Origin of the sequence: Paenibacillus camelliae (assembly GCF_023715345.1) — a bacterium.
GTDB lineage: Bacteria > Bacillota > Bacilli > Paenibacillales > Paenibacillaceae > Pristimantibacillus > Pristimantibacillus camelliae.
Genome location: NZ_JAMBNY010000001.1, coordinates 875650 through 897614, shown reverse-complemented (window position 1 = coordinate 897614; position 21965 = coordinate 875650). Strand labels below are relative to the sequence as shown.

The 21965-nt window shown below is 43.8% G+C and carries 18 protein-coding genes; 14 read left to right on the top strand and 4 right to left on the bottom strand.

Translation table 11 applies throughout. The annotated features are described in order from the left end of the window. Positions 1 to 6 precede the first annotated feature (6 nt). From M3180_RS04140 to M3180_RS04130, 3 genes are all read right to left on the bottom strand, one after another. Entirely contained in the window at positions 7 to 318 is a 312-nt protein-coding gene (locus M3180_RS04140) for a YtpI family protein (protein WP_251666019.1), read from the bottom strand. An 81-nt stretch (positions 319 to 399) separates the two neighbouring features. Continuing rightward, positions 400 to 912 carry a DUF3450 domain-containing protein gene (locus M3180_RS04135; protein ID WP_251666018.1) on the bottom strand — a complete coding sequence of 171 codons (513 nt, stop codon included), beginning with the start codon at positions 910 to 912 and terminating at the stop codon, positions 400 to 402. Then, on the bottom strand, positions 912 to 1241 hold the full coding sequence (locus tag M3180_RS04130) for a YtrH family sporulation protein (protein ID WP_251666017.1): 330 nt from the start codon (positions 1239 to 1241) through the stop codon (positions 912 to 914). Before M3180_RS04130 ends, M3180_RS04135 begins: the two co-directional genes overlap by 1 nt. Positions 1242 to 1355: 114 nt before the next feature. On the opposite strand from M3180_RS04130, the gene M3180_RS04125 reads away from it, so the two are divergent. The 9 genes from M3180_RS04125 to M3180_RS04085 all read left to right on the top strand — a co-directional run bounded on the left by M3180_RS04125 (position 1356) and on the right by M3180_RS04085 (position 13030). Next, a complete protein-coding gene (locus M3180_RS04125) occupies positions 1356 to 4982 on the top strand; it encodes a DNA polymerase III subunit alpha (RefSeq protein ID WP_251666016.1) in 3627 nt (1208 codons plus the stop codon). A 67-nt stretch (positions 4983 to 5049) separates the two neighbouring features. After that, entirely contained in the window at positions 5050 to 5541 is a 492-nt protein-coding gene (locus M3180_RS04120; RefSeq protein WP_251666015.1) for a phosphatidylglycerophosphatase A family protein, read from the top strand. 95 nt (positions 5542 to 5636) lie between these two features. Further along, complete coding sequence (locus tag M3180_RS04115) at positions 5637 to 5825, top strand: glutamate decarboxylase (RefSeq protein ID WP_251666014.1); 189 nt, start codon at positions 5637 to 5639, stop codon at positions 5823 to 5825. 37 nt (positions 5826 to 5862) lie between these two features. After that, the gene (gene accD, locus M3180_RS04110; protein WP_251666013.1) at positions 5863 to 6729 is read left to right on the top strand and encodes an acetyl-CoA carboxylase, carboxyltransferase subunit beta; all 867 of its coding nucleotides are present in this window, start codon (positions 5863 to 5865) and stop codon (positions 6727 to 6729) included. Next, positions 6722 to 7702, top strand: coding sequence for an acetyl-CoA carboxylase carboxyltransferase subunit alpha (locus tag M3180_RS04105; RefSeq protein ID WP_251666012.1), 981 nt, complete (start codon positions 6722 to 6724; stop codon positions 7700 to 7702). Before accD ends, M3180_RS04105 begins: the two co-directional genes overlap by 8 nt. A 149-nt stretch (positions 7703 to 7851) precedes the next feature. Further along, positions 7852 to 9606 carry a pyruvate kinase gene (pyk, locus tag M3180_RS04100; RefSeq protein ID WP_251666011.1) on the top strand — a complete coding sequence of 585 codons (1755 nt, stop codon included), beginning with the start codon at positions 7852 to 7854 and terminating at the stop codon, positions 9604 to 9606. 359 nt (positions 9607 to 9965) lie between these two features. After that, entirely contained in the window at positions 9966 to 10427 is a 462-nt protein-coding gene (locus tag M3180_RS04095; RefSeq protein ID WP_251666010.1) for an acyl-CoA thioesterase, read from the top strand. A gap of 15 nt (positions 10428 to 10442) precedes the next feature. Beyond that, on the top strand, positions 10443 to 10835 hold the full coding sequence (locus M3180_RS04090; protein WP_251666009.1) for an FxsA family protein: 393 nt from the start codon (positions 10443 to 10445) through the stop codon (positions 10833 to 10835). Positions 10836 to 10948: 113 nt separating this feature from the next. Next, the gene (locus M3180_RS04085; RefSeq protein WP_251666007.1) at positions 10949 to 13030 is read left to right on the top strand and encodes an RNA degradosome polyphosphate kinase; all 2082 of its coding nucleotides are present in this window, start codon (positions 10949 to 10951) and stop codon (positions 13028 to 13030) included. 151 nt (positions 13031 to 13181) lie between these two features. Here the strand turns inward: M3180_RS04085 and M3180_RS04080 are convergent, their stop codons facing one another. Beyond that, entirely contained in the window at positions 13182 to 14711 is a 1530-nt protein-coding gene (locus M3180_RS04080; RefSeq protein WP_251666005.1) for a Ppx/GppA phosphatase family protein, read from the bottom strand. A 312-nt stretch (positions 14712 to 15023) separates the two neighbouring features. On the opposite strand from M3180_RS04080, the gene citZ reads away from it, so the two are divergent. The 5 genes from citZ to M3180_RS04055 all read left to right on the top strand — a co-directional run bounded on the left by citZ (position 15024) and on the right by M3180_RS04055 (position 21955). Then, on the top strand, positions 15024 to 16136 hold the full coding sequence (gene citZ, locus M3180_RS04075) for a citrate synthase (protein WP_251666003.1): 1113 nt from the start codon (positions 15024 to 15026) through the stop codon (positions 16134 to 16136). A 57-nt stretch (positions 16137 to 16193) separates the two neighbouring features. Beyond that, complete coding sequence (icd, locus tag M3180_RS04070; RefSeq protein WP_251666001.1) at positions 16194 to 17492, top strand: NADP-dependent isocitrate dehydrogenase; 1299 nt, start codon at positions 16194 to 16196, stop codon at positions 17490 to 17492. A gap of 215 nt (positions 17493 to 17707) precedes the next feature. After that, positions 17708 to 18661, top strand: coding sequence for a malate dehydrogenase (gene mdh / locus M3180_RS04065; protein WP_251665999.1), 954 nt, complete (start codon positions 17708 to 17710; stop codon positions 18659 to 18661). Between the two features lie 142 nt (positions 18662 to 18803). Next, a complete protein-coding gene (gene recQ, locus M3180_RS04060) occupies positions 18804 to 20957 on the top strand; it encodes a DNA helicase RecQ (RefSeq protein ID WP_251665997.1) in 2154 nt (717 codons plus the stop codon). A gap of 41 nt (positions 20958 to 20998) precedes the next feature. Beyond that, positions 20999 to 21955, top strand: a complete 957-nt coding sequence (locus tag M3180_RS04055) for a sugar kinase (RefSeq protein WP_251665995.1) — start codon at positions 20999 to 21001, stop codon at positions 21953 to 21955. The last annotated feature ends 10 nt before the right edge of the window (positions 21956 to 21965 follow it).

The window sequence follows — 21965 nt, the reverse complement described above, 5'->3', positions numbered from 1 at the left end:
TTGAACTTACGATTGTGTATGCTGCTGCTCCTTATTGCGGTAGAAGCTGTAGTTGCGTAAGCCTGCGAATAGGTTGAATAGTCCAAGCAGCAAGAAGATTGCTCCTAGGATGATGCGGAGTGTTGATTCGTTAGAGTTCAGCAGCTGAACAGCAGAGATAAAGACTAGCATCGCACCCATGCTAATGTTAAGCTTGCCACCGATTATTCCTTTTTTTACAGGCTCTTTCATTTGTCTTGAGCGCACACTGTAAAAAATAGAAAACAGCAAACTAATAAAAATAAATACAGCCAGCACTGTAAAGATAAAACTTTCCATTGATATGTACCCTCACTTTTTCCATATGCTGCATCATATTGTAGCATAGATAAAAGACCAATTCCTATAGTGATCTTTGCATTAAGAAGGCGGTGGGGCATATTTTCGAACACTCATCCATACCTGCAACGTATTGTCGACCAGCAAGACGGTCTTAAGCTCAATCGTGTAATCGTGATTTAAGATGTCGCGATATACTTTTTTCTCAAGTATTTTTCGAGCAAATTGTGCGTTAGAATCAATATCATATATACTTTGTCCAATTAATATAGATAGATCCTCTCTTACTAGCTTTATAAGCTCACTTTGTGCCATAGCATCTAGCTTTGGTCTTGCGGAATCATTACTCTCTTCTTCAATTCTGAGCTTCAAGCTTTTTATTACGGTGTGCTGTGATTTGTATTGAGATAGATTGTGAATATCCTGCTCATATTGAATCAGCTTAGCCTGTAATTCCATTCGGTCATCGTAATAAGCTTCGAATTGCACGATATGTAGTGAGTTCAGCACAACGGCACCAACAATAGCTCCAGTAATAAATGCTCCTGACATTCCTAGCAAATGAATGAAGCGTTCAAAGGGAGGCAGTCGCATTATGCCACCGCTCCCTTACACAGGAGCTTGATTAGCTCCGTTGCGGTATGTGCCCCAAGGAAAGCAAAAATAATAAAGCATACCTGCTGAATTGCAGGAGAGATAAGACCTGCACTAATATTGCTTTCTATTACGCGCACAGGATCAATGGACCCGCCAATTGCTGCGACGATTGCCCATATTTTTAATCGTACAGCTGTGTCCAATATGACAGTTGCAGGAGGCATTAGCATAAACACTGCGCCTACCCCTGCAATAAGTGAACCTCCGAGTACCACACCAAATGCTATAAAAAAATCAAGCCCCGCCTTGGATAAAAACTCGTTCATGTACATCCCTCCCAAAGTAGACAAACCTTATGTTTCATTGTATGGGCGTGTCCATACGGAATATGATAAAATAATAGGAATAATATCTGCTTGTAGACAGGAGAGTGACGATTGATGAGCAATACACTGGCTGCGGACTTTGTCCACTTGCATGTCCATAGTGAATATAGTCTATTAGATGGAGCCGCACGCATACAGGAGCTCGTTAAAGCGGCTGCAAGCAAAGGGATGAAATCACTTGCACTGACGGATCACGGTGTGATGTACGGTACAGTTGCCTTTTATAAAGCATGTGAGCAGCATGATATTAAGCCTATCATTGGCTGCGAGATTTATTATACGGCGGGTTCCCGCTTTGAAAAGGGGAACCGCAAGGACAACCCAATCTATCATTTAATATTACTTGCGATGAATGAGCAGGGATATCGCAATCTTATGAATATCGTTTCCATAGCTCAGCTTGAAGGGAATCATTATCGACCTCGTGCGGATGAAGAAACCCTTCGTGCACACGCAGAAGGGATTATCTGCTTAAGCGCATGTCTAGGTGGAGAAGTCAATCAGAAGCTGCTGCACGGGAGCTGGGAAGATGCTGTTGCTGCTGCAAAGCGTTACAAGGACATATTCGGTGATCGATTTTACTTAGAATTACAGGATCACGGCATCCTTGAGCAGAAGCGAGCGAGCCAAATGATGATCGAGCTGGCTGAGCAGCTAGATATCCCACTTGTTGCAACGAATGACGTACATTACGTAAAGGAGCAAGACGCTGAAGTACAAGATGTGCTCATTTGCATCGGAACAGGTAAAACATTAAAAGATGAAGATCGTATGAAGATGGATACGAATCAGCTCTATCTGAAAAGCGGGGAGGAGATGGTCGAGCGATTCCAGCATGTGCCGCAAGCGATTGCTAACACGAAGGTAATTGCAGATCGCTGTGAGCTTAAGCTCTCCTTTGGACGAGCGAAGCTGCCTCAATTTTGGCCAATTCCGGAAGCATTTACGTCTACAAGCTTTCTAAAGTCGTTATGTCATGATGGCATGCTGCTTCGCTATGGAAACCAGTCGCAGTGGCTGGAGGATGTCTCTTACCGCGAGCATATCGAGCAGAGACTAGATTATGAGCTAGGCGTCATTGAACGTATGGGCTACAGCGATTATTTTCTGATTGTTTGGGATTTTATTCGCTTTGCTAAGGAAAGAAAAATAGCGGTTGGACCCGGTAGAGGCTCGAGCGCAGGAAGCTTAGTTGCCTACACCTTGAATATTACGGACGTTGATCCGATTAAATACAACCTATTATTTGAGCGTTTCTTGAATCCAGAGCGTGTCAGCATGCCGGATATTGATATTGATTTTGATGATGAGCGTCGTGATGAGGTCATAAACTATGTTGCAGCCAAGTACGGTGAGGAGCATGTGGCGCAGATCATTACGTTTGGAACGATGGCAGCAAAGGCAGCTATTCGAGATGTTGGACGTGTTATGAACGTGTCGTTTCAAGAGGTTGACCGTGCAGCTAAGCAAATACCGAATGCCGTTGGAATGTCGATAGCAGGTGCGCTTCAGCATAGTGATCAGCTGCGTAATGCTTATGAGCAGCGTGAGTCTACTAGGCAGCTGATTGATATGGCTATGAAGGTAGAGGGAATGCCGCGGCATTCATCAACACATGCAGCAGGTGTTGTTATTGCCTCTCAGCCACTTACTGACTTCACACCGCTTCAATACGGAAGTGAGCAGCTTCCACTGACTCAGTACGCGATGGAGCACTTGGAAGCAATTGGTTTGCTCAAAATGGACTTTCTTGGATTAAGAACGTTATCCATTCTTGAAAGATCGTATCGCTGGGTAGAAAAGCTACACGGCAAATCGGTAGATTTTCATTCGATCTCCGATGATGATCCTGCTACTTATGAGTTACTAGGCAAAGGAGAAACAACAGGCGTGTTTCAGCTGGAATCTGCAGGCATGCGAAGAGTGCTGAAGGAGATGAAGCCTTCTAACTTTGAGGATATCGTCTCCGTACTAGCTCTGTATAGACCAGGCCCAATGGAGTTTATTCCAAAATACATCGAAGGAAAACACGGGAAAATTAATGTCGAATATCCGCACGACGAACTTCGGCATATTTTGCAGGATACTTACGGTATTATAGTATATCAGGAACAAATTATGCAGATTGCTTCACATATGGCTGGTTTTTCATTAGGTGAAGCCGATCTGCTGCGAAGAGCAGTATCAAAGAAAAAGCGTGAAGTGCTGGACGAGGAAAGAACTCACTTTGTTAAAGGCAGTCTTCACATGGGCTATGACGAGCAAACTGCTAATGAAGTGTATGACATGATTGTTCGCTTCGCTGATTACGGTTTTCCACGTGCACATGCTGTCGCTTATGCTGTGCTCGCTTTCCGAACTGCATGGTATAAGACACATTATCCTTCTATATTTATGGCATCCATGCTAGCCTCGGTAGCAGGCAATTTGCAGAAGACGGCTCAATATGTGGACGAGTGCCGCCGTATGGGGATTCTGGTGCTTCCACCGAATGTTAATGAAAGTCATTTGAACTTTGCTCCTGTGGAGGAAGGGGTTCGATTTGGCTTGTCTGCCATAAAAAATGTTGGCACGCAGGCGATTGAATCGATAGTAAAGGGACGGCAAGATGGGCCTTATGAAAGCTTGCTAGATTTTTGTAAGCGTGTCGATCTTCGTGTCGTCAACAAGCGCGTATTAGAATCGCTAATTCTTGCGGGTGCATTTGACGGACTTGAGGGACATCGTGCACAGCTCTATGCCGTTCTTGATGATTGCCTTGAAGCCGTTACGAAGTGGAAGAAACAGCGTGATGAGCTTCAGCTTGAGCTATTTGGATTTGAGGAAATCCAAAACTGGAATGTTGAGCTGCCTGATATAAGACCCTTTACGACGCATGAGCAATTAGAGCATGAGTACGAGTTGTTAGGCATGTATTTAACAGGTCACCCACTTGATGAGCTTCTAGCAGGCATCGCCGGTACTTCTATAGATCAGCTAGTTGAGCTATATGAGAAGGAAGACGGAAGCTATGCAGTTGTCCCTGTCCGCATCACTTCGCTGCGCTCGTTCGTAAGTAAAAATGGTCAAGCGATGGCTTTTGCAGAGATTGAGGATGCGCTTGTTCGAGTTGAGGCTGTGATCTTCAATAGAGTGTGGAGTAAGCATTCCCAGCAGCTCAGCAAGGACAAGCTTGCTTTAATGCTAGTTGAGCTGCAAAAGCAGGAGGATGAGCTAAAGCTGATCGTTCATGATGCTGTCGTTCCAGAGGCTGAAGATTACGCTGCGTTACGCCCTGCTGTCGATCGTCTTCGTTCTCAAGCAAATTGGCGTACGCAAGCTATGCAGCGACGTAATGGGCAGCTGCATCAACAGGCCGCACAAAGCACAGGGACTAGCAAGCACTCTAACGCTAGACGAGATGCAGAGCAGTCTCATGTTTCATCGCCCGATACTTCATCAACTCAAAATAATTTACAAAAAGTTTATATTAAGCTGAGCAGCGAAATGCAAAAGCAGGAAATACTTGCTCAGCTGCAGAGGGTACTGCGAGCTCATCGCGGTGAGCAAGAGACCGTATTGTTCTATGAAGGCACCGGTCAAATCGTTGCATTAAGTAAGCAGTATCACGTCCGATACAGTGAGCAGCTTGCTATTCAAGTCCATCAGCTACTTGGTGAGGGATCGATTGCTGTAAAGTAATTTTAAGGCACAATTTCAGTTAGTCGTGCATATGCTTTCCTACACTAGTATGTAGGGAGTGAAGACAATGAGTACGATAGAAGCGTTGTTATTGGAACGTGGTGTTAGCCTACAAGAAGTTGCAGAAATCGCTTATCAATTACAGCTACCCTATAATGCGGCCTTAACATTAGAGCAATGTGTAGAGAGTGTGAGAGCCGTATTGTCGAAGCGTGAGGTGCAATATGCTCTATACACAGGCATTGCTCTAGATCAGCTCGCTGAGCAAGGAAAACTGCCTCAGCCACTTCAAGCCATTATGGAAAAAGACGAGCCGTTGTACGGAGTAGATGAAACGATGGCATTAGGAATTACAAACGTATACGGAATGATTGGTTTGACAAGCTTTGGCTACTTGGACAAGATGAAGCCTGGAATACTGCAAAAGTTAAATGAGAAAGGGAAAGGCATTCATGTTTTCCTTGATGATTTGGTCGCAGGGCTTGCTGCAGCAGCCTCAGCGAGAATCGCACATCAGGATGAAAAGGCGCGGCAATATGATTTGCCCGATCCTCAATAGTTATGTTATCATGAGTTCATCATACGGCCATTGACGGGATCGCAGCTGTATATTTAATTTACGATTGCTAACGTGGTGTTGTAGGAGGTAAACCCATGTGGACGGTATTTTATATTGCACCGACTGAGAGAGCTGCTGAAAACATAAAAAATAAACTATTACAAGAAGGATTTCTCGTAAAAATCCGTCCTGTCAATTTGTCTAAACAGCAATTCGAAATTCTAGTTCCTTCAGGTGAGGTAGAAGAAATACGAGAGATATTTGACAGCATCATTCGCCCATAGTGCTAAGAATTCGATTGCGCCCAAAGAGGTGTGAAAATTGCAAATAAAAGATCTGTTTTCTAAGAAGAAATATGCCACGATTCCTACGGAGCGTCCAAAACGTGAGGTTCCGGAAGGACTAATGAACAAATGTCCAAAATGTGGCAATATACAGTATAGTAAAGAGCTTGAGAAAAATCTTAAGGTCTGTTCATCATGCGGTTATCATGGTCGCTTAAGCGCTAGAGAGCGCATAGCAATGACGCTTGATGAAGGCAGTTTCGTTGAATACGATGAAACGATGGAATCTGTGGACCCATTAAACTTCCCAGGCTATAAAGCAAAGCTAGAGCAGCAAAAGGCTAAATCCAACTTAATGGATTCTGTCGTGTCTGGTGAAGGGGCCATTGGTGGCTTTCCGGTTGTCGTTGCCGTAATGAGCTTCGATTTCTTTACTGGAAGTATGGGCTCCGTTGCTGGCGAGAAAATTACGCGAGCAATTGAAAGCGCACATCTTAAAAAGCTGCCTCTTATTATATTCTCTACATCTAGCGGTGCTAGGATGCAGGAAAGTATATTAAGTCTAATGCAGATGGCTAAAACAAGCGCGGCTTTGGCAAAATTCCAAGGCGATGGCGGCTTGTATATCTCTGTGTTTACTGATCCTACTACCGGTGGTGTATCAGCTAGCTTTGCAAGCTTAGGGGATTACAATCTTGCAGAACCGGGTGCACTTATCGGATTCGCTGGTCGAATCGTAATCGAACAAACGATTCGTCAGAAGCTTCCTGATAATTTTCAAACTGCAGAATTTAATATGCAGCATGGACAGCTTGATAAGGTTGTGCATCGCAAGGATATGCGCACGATGCTTACAAAGCTTCTCGATATGCATATGGTAAAGGAGGTTTCTGTGAGTGAGTGAGCTGCCTTTTGAAAAGCCACTGAATGAGCTTCGTAATAAAATTAAAGAACTGAAAAGCCTAAGTGATGGGACTGGACTAGATTTCTCTGAGGAAATCGCTAGACTTGAGGAACGCTGCAAGGAACTGGAAGATACGATGTATCGTGAGCTAACTGCAGCTCAAAAAATGCAGCTAGCCCGCCACCATCAGCGTCCTACATCGCTTGACTTTATTAACGCGATATTTACAGACTTTATAGAACTGCACGGTGATCGACTGTTTGCTGACGATCTTGCTATAGTAGGCGGAATCGCTAAATTTAACGGATTGCCAGTAACCGTTATTGGTCATCAACGCGGAAAAGATACACGCGACAACATTGCTCGCTTTTTTGGTAGCCCCCATCCGGAGGGCTTTCGTAAAGCGCTGCGCTTAATGCAGCAGGCTAATAAATTTAAACGTCCAATCATTACGTTTATTGACACTAAGGGTGCCTATCCTGGGGATACTGCTGAAGAGCGTGGACAATCCGAGGCGATTGCTCGAAATTTACGGGAGATGGCTGGCTTTGGTGTGCCAATCATCTGTGTCGTTATTGGTGAAGGTGGTAGCGGTGGAGCGCTGGCGCTTGGTGTAGGTAACCGTGTCATCATGCTTGAAAATGCAATCTATTCGGCGATCTCACCAAACGGTGCAGCTTCGATATTGTGGAAGGATGCATCTCGAGCTGATGAAGCAGCTGAAGCGATGAAGATTACAGCGAAAGATCTACTTCAATTAGAAATCATAGAAGAAATCGTTCCTGAGCCGCAGGGTGGAGCGCATCGTAATCTCGAAGAGCAAGCAGAATCTATTAAGGCATCTCTCGGAAAGCATTTGGACGAGCTGTTAGAGATGAATGAGAACGATTTGATCGAGGATCGCTACCATAAATTTAGAAAAATTGGACAATATCGTATGGCAGAGGCAGAAGCTGGCCAAGCTATAGAATAGTCTGTTCAAGCGGCCTATCGCAGAAGTTTTAGATTGTATGTCGAAAACTGCTGTTATAACTTGCCAATCCACTATAAAACCGATAAAATTATGATGCAATGATGATACTATAGTTTTGAATTTCAGGCATTAAACGGAGGAAACCTATCATGCGTAAAACTAAAATCGTTTGTACAATTGGACCATCCAGCGAATCGTTGGAAAATACGAAGAAATTGATCAATGCAGGAATGAACGTAGCTCGCTTAAATTTCTCACACGGAGATTTTGAAGAGCACGGTAATCGAATTAAAAATATTCGTGCAGCGAATCAGGAGCTTGGTACTTCAGTAGCAATTTTGCTAGATACGAAAGGTCCAGAAATTCGTCTAGGCAAACTCAACGAAGAACCGATTGAGCTTGCTCAAGGAGATGCAATTACATTAACTACCGAAGATATTATTGGTGATCGTAATCGCGTTCCTGTTACTTACAAAAATCTTCCTAACGATTTGTCCGTTGGTTCAACAGTTCTTATCGATGATGGTTTAATAGGCTTGAAGGTTGAAGGCATCGAAGGTACAGAAGTTCATTGTCGCATCGTAAATAGCGGTCCGATTAAAGGTAAAAAAGGCGTTAACGTACCTGGTGTAAAAATCTCTCTTCCAGGTATTACAGAAAAAGATAGAAATGATATCATATTCGGAATTGAGCAGGGCATTGATTTTATCGCTGCCTCATTCGTACGTAAAGCAAGCGACGTATTAGAAATTCGCGAGCTTCTTGAGCAGCACAATGCAGGCCATATTCAAATTATATCTAAAATAGAGAACCAAGAGGGCGTAGACAATCTAGATGAAATTCTAGAGGTGTCAGACGGTTTGATGGTAGCTCGCGGCGACTTGGGCGTTGAGATTCCAGCAGAGGAAGTACCTCTAGTTCAAAAAATGATGATTAAAAAATGTAATGTTGCTGGTAAGCCAGTTATTACAGCTACTCAAATGCTGGATTCCATGCAGCGTAATCCGCGTCCTACTCGTGCAGAGGCGAGTGACGTAGCGAATGCAATCTTTGATGGAACAGATGCAATTATGCTTTCAGGTGAAACAGCTGCTGGTAAGTACCCAGAGGAATCGGTTCAGACGATGTCACGCATTGCACAGCGCGCTGAAGAAGCATTAGAATATCGCGAAATATTTATGAAGCAAGCGAGTGCACAGCAAAACTCCGTAACAGAAGCGATCAGCCAAGCTGTTGCGAACTCAGCATTAGATCTTAATGCTAAGGCCATCGTTACATCAACGCACAGTGGTTTCACTGCACGTGTTGTATCAAAATACCGTCCAAAAGCGCCAATTGTTGCAGTTACACCAACTGAGCAAGTTATGCGAGGTCTAGCTTTATGCTGGGGGGTATTCCCGGTTCAAGGACCTGAAGCTGAAACAACGGACGAGATGTTTGACTCTGCAGTGAACGGAGCCTTGAATACAGGCTGGCTAGCTGCTGGTGATACGGTTGTCATTACTGCAGGTGTTCCTGTTGGACGTGCTGGTACAACGAACCTAATGAAAATTCATCATATTGGCGAGATGCTTGCAACTGGACAAGGGATCGGCAGTCAAAATGTTACAGGCAAAATTGTTGTAGCTCGTACAGCTGAAGAAGCAAATGCGAAGGTACAACAAGGCGATATTCTTGTAACAGTAGCTACTGACAAGGATCACATCCCAGCATTCGAGCGCGCAGGCGCTGTTATTACTGAGCAAGGCGGCATTACGAGCCATGCAGCAGTATGCGGCATTAACCTAAGCACACCTGTTATTCTTGGTGTTAAGAACGCAACTGAACTGCTTAAGGATGGTATGGAAGTTACGATTTATGCGGAGACGGGGTATATCTACTCGGGCCAATCCAAAGTCCTTTAATTTATAAAGGTAGTCAAAAAGCTCGGCTTTGATTACGAAGTAATTTTTTGTAGCATATTCGGCATCGAATATGGAACGCTACCGAAATAGCTTCCGAAGCATGTTTTCTTCGAAAACATTGTAGCTCACGTACCAAGTAATGTACGCTGCGCTCCTCTGTTTCTAGTATCGTCCCATCTTCTCGGCTTTGATTACGAAGTAATTCTTTGTAGCATATTCGGCAGTAAATAAAGACCGCAATCTTCTTGTTTTACAGAAGATTGCGGTCTTATGTTTATCTGCTGCTGTTTGTGCTTTGCATGGCGAGCATAACCTTTATTATAATGATATAAAAAGAGTTGCAAAAAGGAGCATTCAACATGGCTGGTAAATGGCTAGTTCATCCACAACGTGTTAGATACCAAGAAACAGATCAAATGGGAGTCGTATTTCACGGCAATTATGTAACCTGGTTTGAAATTGGCCGTACAGAATGGGTAAGAGCTTTAGGGGTAACCTATCGAGATATTGAGGAAAATGGATTGCTGTTTCCTGTTATTGATTTGTCGGTCAGCTATGAGCTGCCTGCTAAATATGATGATATGGTTATTATTTGTACAAGAATGAAAAATCTCACTCCTCTGCGTATGGAGTTTGAATCTCAAGTAAGGAAAGTAACGGAAGCTGATTATAAAGCAGGTTGCTATGCTTCCAGTGAGGAATTGCCTGGGGAGCTTTTAGTACATGGTGGTACTAAGCATGTATGGGTGAATGAAACGTTCAAGCCCGTTCGACTTTCGAAGGTCATGCCTGAGCTTTATGAAAAATTACAAATGATGTAAATGAGGTGGAAGAGGATGAAAAAGTGGCTGCCCGCAATAATAATCATATATCCACTAATAGAAATATGGGGAATGCTGCTCGTTGGAGATTGGATTGGTGGCTGGAACACCTTCACACTAATGATCATGATAAGTGTAATTGGAGCGGCTGCAGCGATCTACGAAGGACGTAAAGTGATGCAGATTGCGAGAGGACAAATGAATGTTGGGCAAATTCCAGGGCGTGCTTTAGTTAATGGTGTATGTGTGCTTGCAGGAGCGTTACTTCTACTTATACCTGGTTTTATATCCGATATTGCTGGTGTATTACTTATCATTCCATTAACACGACGAATCTTTGAAGGCATCATATTGAAATGGATTGAAGCAGGCATTAATAATGGAAGGTTCATGTTTCGTCGTTTCTAATTTAACAATTCCTTTACATTTCAAAGCATTATAATTAACGATTGTTCGATATAGTTTTGTTAATGCAGTTTAATATTTGAGATTAGAAATAATACTGCATAGGGGGAACGTTCATGACGAAGCAATTATCAGCCTATTTAAATAGAGATCTAAGCTGGGTAGAATTTAATCGCAGAGTGCTGCAAGAGGCGCAGGATCAACGAAATCCACTTCTTGAGCGAGCAAAGTTTTTATCCATTGTTTCAAGTAATTTAGATGAATTTATGAGTGTACGTGTGGCTGGTGTTCATGAGCAGATTCGAGCGGGTTTAACGAAAATGGATTTCACGGGCTACTCTCCATCGGGATTGTGGAAAAGGTTGCAAAAGCGGACCAAAGACATGGTTACCGAGCAGTATCGAACGTATCGAGAAATCGTAAAGTGTTTAAGTAAAGAAGGTATTTTTATACGTGAGTATTCAGAGCTCACCATAACTGCACAAAGGGCAATTGCTGACTATTATAATGAGATTGTCTTTCCTGTAATTACGCCAATGGCAGTTGACCAAAGCAGGCCTTTTCCTCATGTGCACACGAAGGAGCTGTACCTTGCAGTTACGTTGCGTATGGAGGGAGAAGAGGAAGAGGGCTGTGAGCCATTGTTTGCAATCATCCAGATTCCATCGATTCTTCCTCGTTGCTTCGCCATTCCAAGCCGCAGCAATAGTAAAAAACAGGAATTTATATTGCTTGAGGACATCATTACGACCTTCATTGACTCGTTGTTTACAGGCTATGAAGTAGAGTCTGTTAGCCCGTTCCGTCTAACTCGTAACTCGGACCTATCACTTGATGAGGAGGGTGCCGAGGACCTGCTTGAGGAGATTGAGAAGGAGCTGCGACGTAGAAAATGGGGGAATCCAGTTCGACTGGAAGTAGAGTGCGACATTGATGCCTATGCATTGAAGGTGCTTAAGGAAGAGCTTGAGATTGAGGAAGGACTATATATGATCGACGGGCCGCTTGATTTAAGCTTTATGATGAAGCTTTCCAGCATGGTGAATGGTCACGATCAGCTGCGCTACAAAAAATTTGATCCGATCTACCCATTTGAATTTGATGAGGATAAGGACATTATGAGTGTCATCGCAGAGCGAGATGTATTATTGCATCATCCCTTTGAATCCTTTGAGCCTGTCAATGAATTCGTATGGCAAGCGGCAAAGGACCCTGATGTGCTAGCTATTAAAATGACGATGTATCGGGTTAGCGGTCAATCTTCACTTGTAAAGGCGCTTGAATATGCAGCAGCGGCAGGAAAGCAAGTGACCGTCATCGTGGAGCTTAAGGCTCGTTTCGATGAAGAAAACAATATTGCATGGGCTAAGCAGCTAGAAAAAGCAGGCTGTCACGTTGTATATGGCTTGGTCGGACTAAAAATACATGCGAAGCTCCTTCTAGTTGTACGAAGAGAGAAGCATGGGCTAAAGCGGTATGTCCATGTCGGAACAGGCAACTATAATGAAAGCACGGCAAAGCTATACACAGATATTGGCTTAATGACGAGCAACGACGTGATCGGATCTGATACCTCTGCACTTTTTAATGAAATCACAGGGTATTCGGTGCCCCGTGACTGGGAAGCCTTTGCGGTTGCTCCTGCAGGCTTAAAGGCTAGACTACTGAAGCTGATTGATCGAGAAATTGAGCATGCGCGTGCAGGCAAAGAAGCAAAAATTATCGCCAAGATGAACAGCTTATCGAATCAAGAGATGATCGATAAGCTATATGAAGCATCTAGAGCAGGCGTACATATCGATCTGATTGTACGTGGTGTTTGCTGTTTAAGGCCGGGGTTACCTAGTATAAGTGAAAATATTAGAGTAATCAGTATCGTTGACCGCTATCTTGAGCATTCTCGTATAGTTTACTTCTACAATGATGGGGAAGAAGAGGTATACTTATCCAGCGCTGATTGGATGACAAGGAATTTGGAAAAACGTGTGGAGCTGCTCTGTCCCGTGTTTGATAGTGAATTGAAAAACTTACTTATTGTCATACTGCAGCTTAACTTAGCTGATAATGTGAAGGCTAGAGTGCTAGGTGTAAATGGTCAATACGAAAGAGTTGCTATTGATGAAGCAATACCATATCGAAGTCAATTTGAGTCCCAGCAAGTAGAGCGTTGGAAGGGCAGGAAGGAATACGTCCAATAATACGGGTCCTGCGAGAGAAAAGTTTAATGGAGACAGCAATAATAAATACAACGTGCAAGCTATACTAATAACGACGCTAAGAAGCGTAAACCTCATGCACCGAGGTTTACGCTTCTTTGTTATTGGCTGCGAAAGCAGCTGCGGTGCTGGGCTAATTTTGTTTAAGCTCTATCGATAAAATCGGTCTTACTCCCCAATGCTTTTTGAAGTCTGACGCCAATTCCTCAACGTTGTGGGCTTCCAGCTCCATATCCGTTTGTGCTTCTGTGATTGTAATATGCATTGTATCTTGATCCAGACTAAGCTCCATGCTCTGAATACTCTGTGCTTCGCTGCGATCTAAGGCAGCAGCGAGCTGCAGCACGTATCCGAGCCGCGATATTGTATCTAGATCCTCTTGAGAGATCAGCTTGCTGTAGCCTTTAAGCTCTGACTTCGCTTTGCCTTTACTGCGAAACGAAGCGATGGCAGCGACGAGTAATATCTCCTTATGCGAAAGTCCATTTAGATGCGAATGCACAATAAGGTAAAAAGTGTGCTTTGCAAACTGGTAGTATTCGATCGTTGCGCCGATTCGATAAAGCCGTGCTGCAGCATTCAAATATAGCGCGTAGCTCTGCCTGCTTGGGTCATCCTTCATAAGAATGGACAGCAGCTGATCTGCTAGTGCACTAATGTGATCCGTATGAGCACGCGGCAGGGCAGTATGCAGCGCGATTAAGTTTTCTATGCTGTATTCAAGCGGGTTATTGTGTAGCGGCTGCTCTGGGAAAAACAGCTTATGAAACACTCCGTCTCGGAGTCCCGCCCCGCAAATGACATAACGCTCAGCATCAGTATATTGAAATATTTTCGTTAAGATTGCAAGACCTGGAATGATAACATCTGCTCGATCCTTGCTTAGTCCGTTAGTCTTTTTTCGCTTGTCCTGAGGCAAAGCCCTCAATTGATTGAACAGCTCCATAACATCTGCATCCGACATTGGATAATTATGAGTTTGAGCAAGCGGGTAGTCAATGGATGCTTGATGGATTTTGCCGACTGCTCGCGCCGTACCGCCAACAGCAACTAGAGGTAGATGCTTATAGCCTGCAATCCAATCATGCTTAGCGAGCTCTCTTTCGATTTCCTCGTAAAGCTGAGTGAGCTCAATGTCATTTAGTCCTTGCTTGCTGTCAAATTGCTTATTTAGACTTACACAACCAAATGGAAAGGAAAAGCTATGAATAATTTTACGATCAATAAATAGTGTAAGCTCAGATGAACCCCCGCCTATATCTAGCAAAAAACCACTTTGAACAGAAATAGAATTGATCATACCTAAAAAACCATATTCAGCTTCCTCAAGACCAGATAGTATCTTTATATGAAGTGAGGTTTCTTGTTCTACTTGCATGACAATGTCTGCTTGGTTAGCAGCATTGCGAATAGCAGCTGTCGCAATGGGCACAAGCTCTTCTAGCTGATGCTGCTTGGCTAATAGTTGAAAAATTTTAAGTGTGTCAATCAGCACATGAATGCCTTCTTGGCTTAACTCACCCTGCTCGTTGATGTAGCTGCTAAGACGTGCGGAGCGCTTGCTGCCATCGACTACCCGATGCGCACCATGCTCCGTTTTCTCATATATGACGAGTCGAATTGAGTTTGATCCAATGTCGATGATGCCATAGCGTTGTGACATTTTATTCCTCCAGTTCGGTGACTTGTTCAATAGTTTATCATAATATCTAAAAAGTTATTAGTTTTCGATATGAGCATTTTCAAGGATTCTGCTGTTTATTGTCCTGAAATCTTTTGCGCGTAAGAACTTGTGTGCTATAATAAACAAGCTATGGAAAAATTACCTGATATATTTTATCAATGAAGGCGATAAAGCATTTCTATCCTAGCTTATGTTCACTTTTTTGACAAAATCCTATATGATTAATTTTGATGATTCAGGTTGAACAATAGGCTCTATTAATTCATTCTTAATAATAAAGGAGAGGGAACGATGACAGCAACAAAAGGTCTTGAAGGTATTGTAGCAGCGCAATCCTCTATCAGTTCTATCATTGATGGGGTTTTAACATACCGTGGTATTAACATCGACGAACTTGCTGAAAAGGCTTCATATGAAGAAGTAGCATATTTGTTGTGGTACGGTAAATTGCCAAGTCGCGATCAACTCGCTGAATTACAGCAAAAGCTGGATGAGTTTGCTGCAATTCCGAACGAAGTCATTGAGGCGATTAAGCTATATCCTGCGAATACAAATTCTATGGCAGCACTTCGTTCAGCAGTATCAAGCCTGGCGCTTTATGATCCGCTAAGCGGAGATATGTCTACCGAAGCGAACCAACTGAAAGCGATTAAATTACAAGCCCAGCTTCCAACAGTCGTTGCAGCATTTGCTCGTATCCGTGAAGGTAAAGAGCCGATTGCTCCGAAAAAAGGAGTTTCCATTGCTCATAATTTCTTATACATGCTAACTGGTGAAGAGCCGGCTGATATTGCTGTAAAGGCATTGGATCAAGCACTTGTACTACATGCCGATCATGAGCTCAATGCTTCTACCTTTGCTGCTCGTGTTACAGTTGCTACTCTATCTGATATATATTCAGGGGTTACCTCTGCTATTGGCGCATTAAAAGGACCATTGCATGGCGGTGCGAATGAAGCGGTTATGGTTATGCTTGAGGAGATTGGCTCCAAAGATAATGTAACGGCTTACATCGAAAATGCATTAGCCAATAAAGTAAAAATTATGGGCTTCGGTCATCGCGTTTATAAAAACGGTGATCCACGTGCAAAGCATCTTCAGAAGATGTCCTTCGAGCTTGGTAATTTGATAGGTAATCTTGAGCTCTATGAAATGTCCACGCAAATTGAAGAGCTTGTAACAAGCCGCAAAGGCTTGAAGCCGAATGTTGACTTCTATTCAGCTTCTGTGTACACTGCTCTAAAAATCCCGCGTGACTTGTTTACACCGCTATTTGCAATTAGCCGCGTATCAGGTTGGACATCTCATATTTTAGAGCAATATGAGAACAATAGATTGATACGTCCTCGTGCTGAATATGTTGGACCAATCCAAGCGTCTTACATTCCAGTTGATGAGCGATAATCTGCTATAATAGCTAATGTATATCGATTTAATTACTTTAAAGGAGGAAAATGATTCATGTCTCTATTTGAAAAATTCGCAATGCCTACTGATGGTGAAAAAATTACAATTGATAACGGGGTATTGCAAGTACCAAATCAACCAATTATCCCATTTATCGAGGGTGATGGAACTGGGCGCGATATTTGGAAAGCTTCAAAGCGTGTTCTAGATGCAGCAGTTGAAAAAGCATACAATGGCGAAAAGAAAATTGCATGGTATGAAGTGTTCGCAGGAGAAAAAGCATTCAACGAGTTTGGCGAGTGGTTGCCTGCTGATACACTAACTGCAATTCGTGAGTACATTGTTGCGATTAAAGGTCCGCTTACGACGCCAATCGGTGGAGGAATTCGTTCTCTTAACGTTGCACTTCGTCAAGAGCTAGATCTATACACTTGCCTGCGTCCAGTACGTTACTTTGACGGTGTACCTTCTCCAGTTAAACGTCCTGAGCTAGTAGACATGGTTATTTTCCGTGAAAATACTGAAGATATCTATGCAGGTATTGAGTATCAATCTGGTTCTGAAGAAGTGAAAAAGGTAATCGAGTTCCTTCAAAAAGAAATGAAGGTTAACAAAATTCGTTTCCCTGAAACTTCTGGTATCGGAATTAAGCCTGTATCTTCCGAAGGATCTAAGCGTTTGGCTCGTGCTGCGATTGAATACGCAATTAAGCATAACAGAAAAACTGTAACACTTGTTCACAAAGGTAACATCATGAAGTTCACAGAAGGCGCGTTCAAAAACTGGGGCTACGAAGTTGCAGAGCAAGAGTTTGCTGATAAAACATTTACATGGGGTCAATATGACCGCATTAAAGAAGCTGAAGGTGTGGAGGCAGCTAACAAAGCTCAAGCCGAAGCAGAAGCAGCAGGTAAAATTATCGTTAAAGATGCGATTGCTGATATCGCATTGCAACAAGTACTTACACGTCCAACAGACTTCGACGTTATTGCAACTCTGAACCTGAATGGTGACTACCTATCCGATGCTCTTGCAGCACAAGTAGGTGGAATTGGTATCGCACCAGGTGCTAATATCAACTATCTAACAGGACATGCAATCTTCGAGGCAACGCATGGTACAGCTCCGAAGTATGCTGATAAAGACGTTGTTAACCCAGGTTCAGTTATTCTTTCTGGCGTTATGCTTCTTGAGCATTTAGGCTGGCAGGAAGCTGCAGATCTTATCTACAAAGGTATGGAAACTGCAATTAATAACAAAACAGTAACTTATGATTTTGCTCGTCTAATGGAAGGCGCTACTGAAGTGAAGTGCTCTCAATTCGCAGACGAAATCATTAAACATTTAGCATAAGAAGCAGCTAGAATCTGCACAAAAAGAGAGCCTATATAGGCTCTCTTTAACATGTATCAACTAAAAAGCTTAGCATATGCTTTCGAAGCAGCTTTTTAGTTGCAGAGAAGTATCACCAGAAGTAACTAAAAAGCTTAGCATATGCTTCCGATGTGGCTTTTTAGTTGCAATGAAGTACCACCAGAAGTAACTAAAAAGCTTTAGGAGGATGATTAGTGGCTATTACACGTAAAAAAATTACGGTTGTTGGCGCTGGATTCACTGGGGCTACAACTGCCTTGATGCTAGCTCAAAAGGAGCTTGGCGATGTTGTGCTGGTTGATATTGAACCTCTTGAGAATCCGACTAAGGGGAAAGCACTCGATATGCTAGAGGCTACGCCTGTGATGGGTGTGGATTCACGGATCATCGGTACATCCAGCTATGAGGATACGAAAAATTCCGATATCGTCATTATTACGGCTGGCATTGCACGAAAGCCTGGTATGAGTAGAGACGATCTTGTTATGACGAACGCAGGTATTGTCCGGTCCGTCTGTGAGCAGATTAAAGCTACTAGTCCCGATGCATATGTGATCATCTTGAGTAATCCTGTAGATGCGATGACGTTCGCAGCCTACCACACGCTTGGATTTCCAAAGAATCGTGTAATCGGGCAATCGGGTGTGCTTGACACTGCTCGTTACTGTACATTTATTGCGCAGGAGCTGAATGTTTCTGTAGAGGATGTCCGAGGCTTTGTACTTGGCGGACACGGTGATGATATGGTACCGCTTGTACGTTATTCTAATGTAGCCGGCATTCCAATTGAGAAGCTCATCCCTGCAGAGCGAATTGAGGCAATCGTACAGCGTGCCCGCGTTGGCGGCGGTGAGATTGTTAATTTGCTTGGCAACGGCAGTGCTTATTATGCTCCTGCTGCTTCACTCGTGCAAATGACAGAAGCGATCCTTAAGGATAAGAAGCGTATTATCCCTGTCATCGCTTATCTTGAGGGTGAGTTCGGCTATGACGAGCTCTTTATGGGTGTGCCTGTTATATTAGGTGGCGACGGCATAGGGAAAGTGGTTGAGTTAGAACTAACAACCGAGGAGAAAGCAGCGCTAGATAAGTCTGCCGCTTCAGTAGCTCAGGTTATTGAGGTTGTTAAAGCTGGTCTAGGTATCTAAGGCTGTCTGACACGACCTAATCCAATTGATCGGGAAGACCCTGTCATTCCAATGCGTAGTAGCGCAAATGCTGCTCCCATACAATCGGAAGACAGGGTTCTTTATTACAAGCTTGTGCTTTAATGAAAGTGAGGTATAGCCAATGTCGGCACATACAGTACTGAAAAAAATATATGGCTACGACCAATTTCGTCCAGGTCAGGAAGAAATCATAGATAGCATCGTGAATGGGAGAGATACGCTTGCCATTTTGCCGACAGGTGGAGGAAAATCTGTTTGCTATCAAATCCCTGCTCTTATGCTGCCAGGAACAACGCTCGTTATTTCACCTTTAATCTCTCTAATGAAGGATCAGGTTGATGCGTTAACTCGATTAGGCGTCTCCGCTGCGTACTTGAACAGCTCTTTATCCCAGCAGCAGTACCGAGAAACGTTAGCTAAGGCTTTTAACGGTGAATATGAGCTGTTATATATTGCTCCAGAACGATTCGATGCACCGATGTTCCAGCAGCTTGCTGAGCATATGCGAATCCCGCTAATTGCTATTGACGAGGCCCACTGTGTGTCACAATGGGGGCATGATTTTCGTCCAAGCTACCGACAGCTGGCGCTTGCCATTAGTAGAATGGATAATCGGCCAGTCGTCGCTGCCTTTACAGCAACAGCGACGCAGGAGGTGGCAGAGGATATTGTGGCGATGCTTAAGCTGCAGAGCCCGTCATCATTCGTTACTGGGTTTGCCAGACCGAATTTATCCTTGTCCGTCGTTACTGGGGTAAATAAGATGAGCTTTCTTACTCAGTTTCTTAGAGAAAGAACGGAGCAGTCTGGTATTATCTACACAGCAACGAGAAAAGAAGCGGAGTCCGTATATGAGCGGATCAACGAGCTTGGGTACAGGGTTGAGCTTTATCATGGTGGACTATCGGATGCTGCACGAGCCGAGGCGCAAGAGCTGTTTCGATTTGATCAGAGCAAAATAATCGTCGCAACGAACGCATTCGGCATGGGCATTGACAAGCCTAACGTAAGGTATGTGCTTCATTGGCAGGTGCCGGGCGATCTGGAATCCTATTATCAAGAGGCTGGAAGAGCCGGACGTGATGGTGATGAAAGTGAATGTATTTTGCTTTTTGATGCAAGTGACTTATTTATTCATCGTTATTTAATAGAGCAGGGTATGGGCGATGACAATCGTAAGGCGGTTCAAGCGGGCAAGCTGCATGAGATGACCAGCTATTGTCGTACCGATTCATGCCTGCAACAATTTATCGTCGATTATTTTGGTGAACGGTCGGTTGAGCCTTGTGGAAAATGCAGCAGCTGTCTCGATACTAGCGAGAAGGTTGACCGTACTCAGGATGCGCTCATGGCCATGTCCTGCGTTGCTCGTATGCGAGGCAGATTCGGTGTAACGATGGTTGCCAAGGTGCTCAAGGGGTCATCAGACAAGCGTTTGCTTGGCGCAAATCTTCAGCAATTATCAACCTATGGCTTAATGAAGCAAGCTCCAGAGAAGGAAATTGTGGAATGGCTGAACTGGCTTGTAGCCGAGCAATATTTACAGCTAAGCTCTGGGCAATATCCAGTTGTTTCCTTAGCAGAACGAGCTCGCGATGTCATTGAAGGGAAAGAGCAGGTATGGCAACGTAGACGCAGCAAAGTGAAGCAGCTACTAAGCAATTCATCGCAGGATGCATCCCCAATTTTTGCTGCTTTGAAGGATTGGCGCAGACAGCAAGCAGCACTCGAACAAATTCCACCATTTATGATTTGCTCTGATGCTACGCTCCGTTTAATAGCTGAAGCCGCACCTGCGTCGCTTGAGCAGCTGATGAATGTAAAAGGAATTGGTCAGGCGAAGGCGACAAAATACGGTGATGATATTATCGCAATAGTACAACCGTTCAGGCAGCAAGCTTCCTCAGCGACGAAGGAGGCGCATATTCAAGTCTCATCTGCTAAGACGATAGAGCAGGATCATGCTGTAATTGACCCAGATAAAAAGCCAAGCTATTTGCTTTCATATGAGTCCTTTATGTCAGGCCTAACGATAGAACAAATTCGAGAGCAAAGAGGCTTTTCCCAGCAAACCGTTGAAAAGCACATCCTTCGTGCAATTGAAGAAGGATTTCCAATGGATTGGTCCAGATTGTTTAATGCGGAGCAAGAAGAGCTGATACAAGAAGCTACAGCTTCTGTAGATGCAAGCCTGCTACGCAACATAAAAGAGGCACTGCCAAGCTCGATCACTTATTTGCAAATTCAGGCAGTTCTGCTTAAGCAAAGTCTATAAACGTTACTGCATGTCTATATTAATAAAACGGAGGCTATCGTATGAAACCCTATTCCCCTCAGATCGTAACATTTGGAGAATCCATGGCGTTATTTTTACCTTCGCAGCAGCAATCCATTGAGCGCGCAGACAGCTTGCAGCATCGTTTTGGAGGAGCTGAGAGCAATGTTGCAATCGGTCTTGCCAGATTAGGGGTCGACGTCGGCTGGTTCAGTGTAATGGGCGATGACCCGCTAGGCAAAAGAATTGTAAAGGCGATACGCGGTGAAGGCGTTGATGTATCAAGAGTGTTATATAGTAAGGAAGCTCCAACGGGCATGATGTTTCGTGAACAAATAAGTGGAAGAAATGCAGTTCATTATTTTCGAAAGGGCTCGGCTGCTAGTACGATGACCCCGGAGCAATTAGATGAGCAGTACATTAAAGATGCAGAGTTGCTGCATATAACAGGAATCACGCCAGCATTAAGCGAAAGCTGCAAAAATACGGTATATCGTGCCATTGAGATTGCAAAAAAACATGGGGTGCGAATATGCTTTGATCCGAACTTACGATTAAAGCTGTGGTCATTAGAAGAGGCAAGGGAAGTCATATTGAAGCTTGCTCAAGAGGCAGATTACTTCTTACCTGGGTGGGATGAGCTAAAGCTTCTATATGATACGGAAGATGAAGCACTAATTGACAGTAAGCTGAATGAGCTGAAAGCAACTTGTATAGTCAAGGGCAAAGGCGATTTTAATGTGATCTATGAGCAAGGAGTTCAGACACAAGTGCCATTCTATCCCGCTGAAACGGTTGTTGACACGGTAGGTGCAGGCGATGGCTTCTGTGCAGGGTTTATAGCAGGGGTATGCAAAGGGATGAACACCTATGAAGCTGTACGAATAGCAGCTATTAATGGCTCCTTGGCTGTACAAACCTATGGGGACTGGGAAGCACTTCCAGAGTGGGAGCAATTACAGCAGCGTTTAACCGCCCAAGCTTGGATTGAGCGTTAAGTGTGTTTTT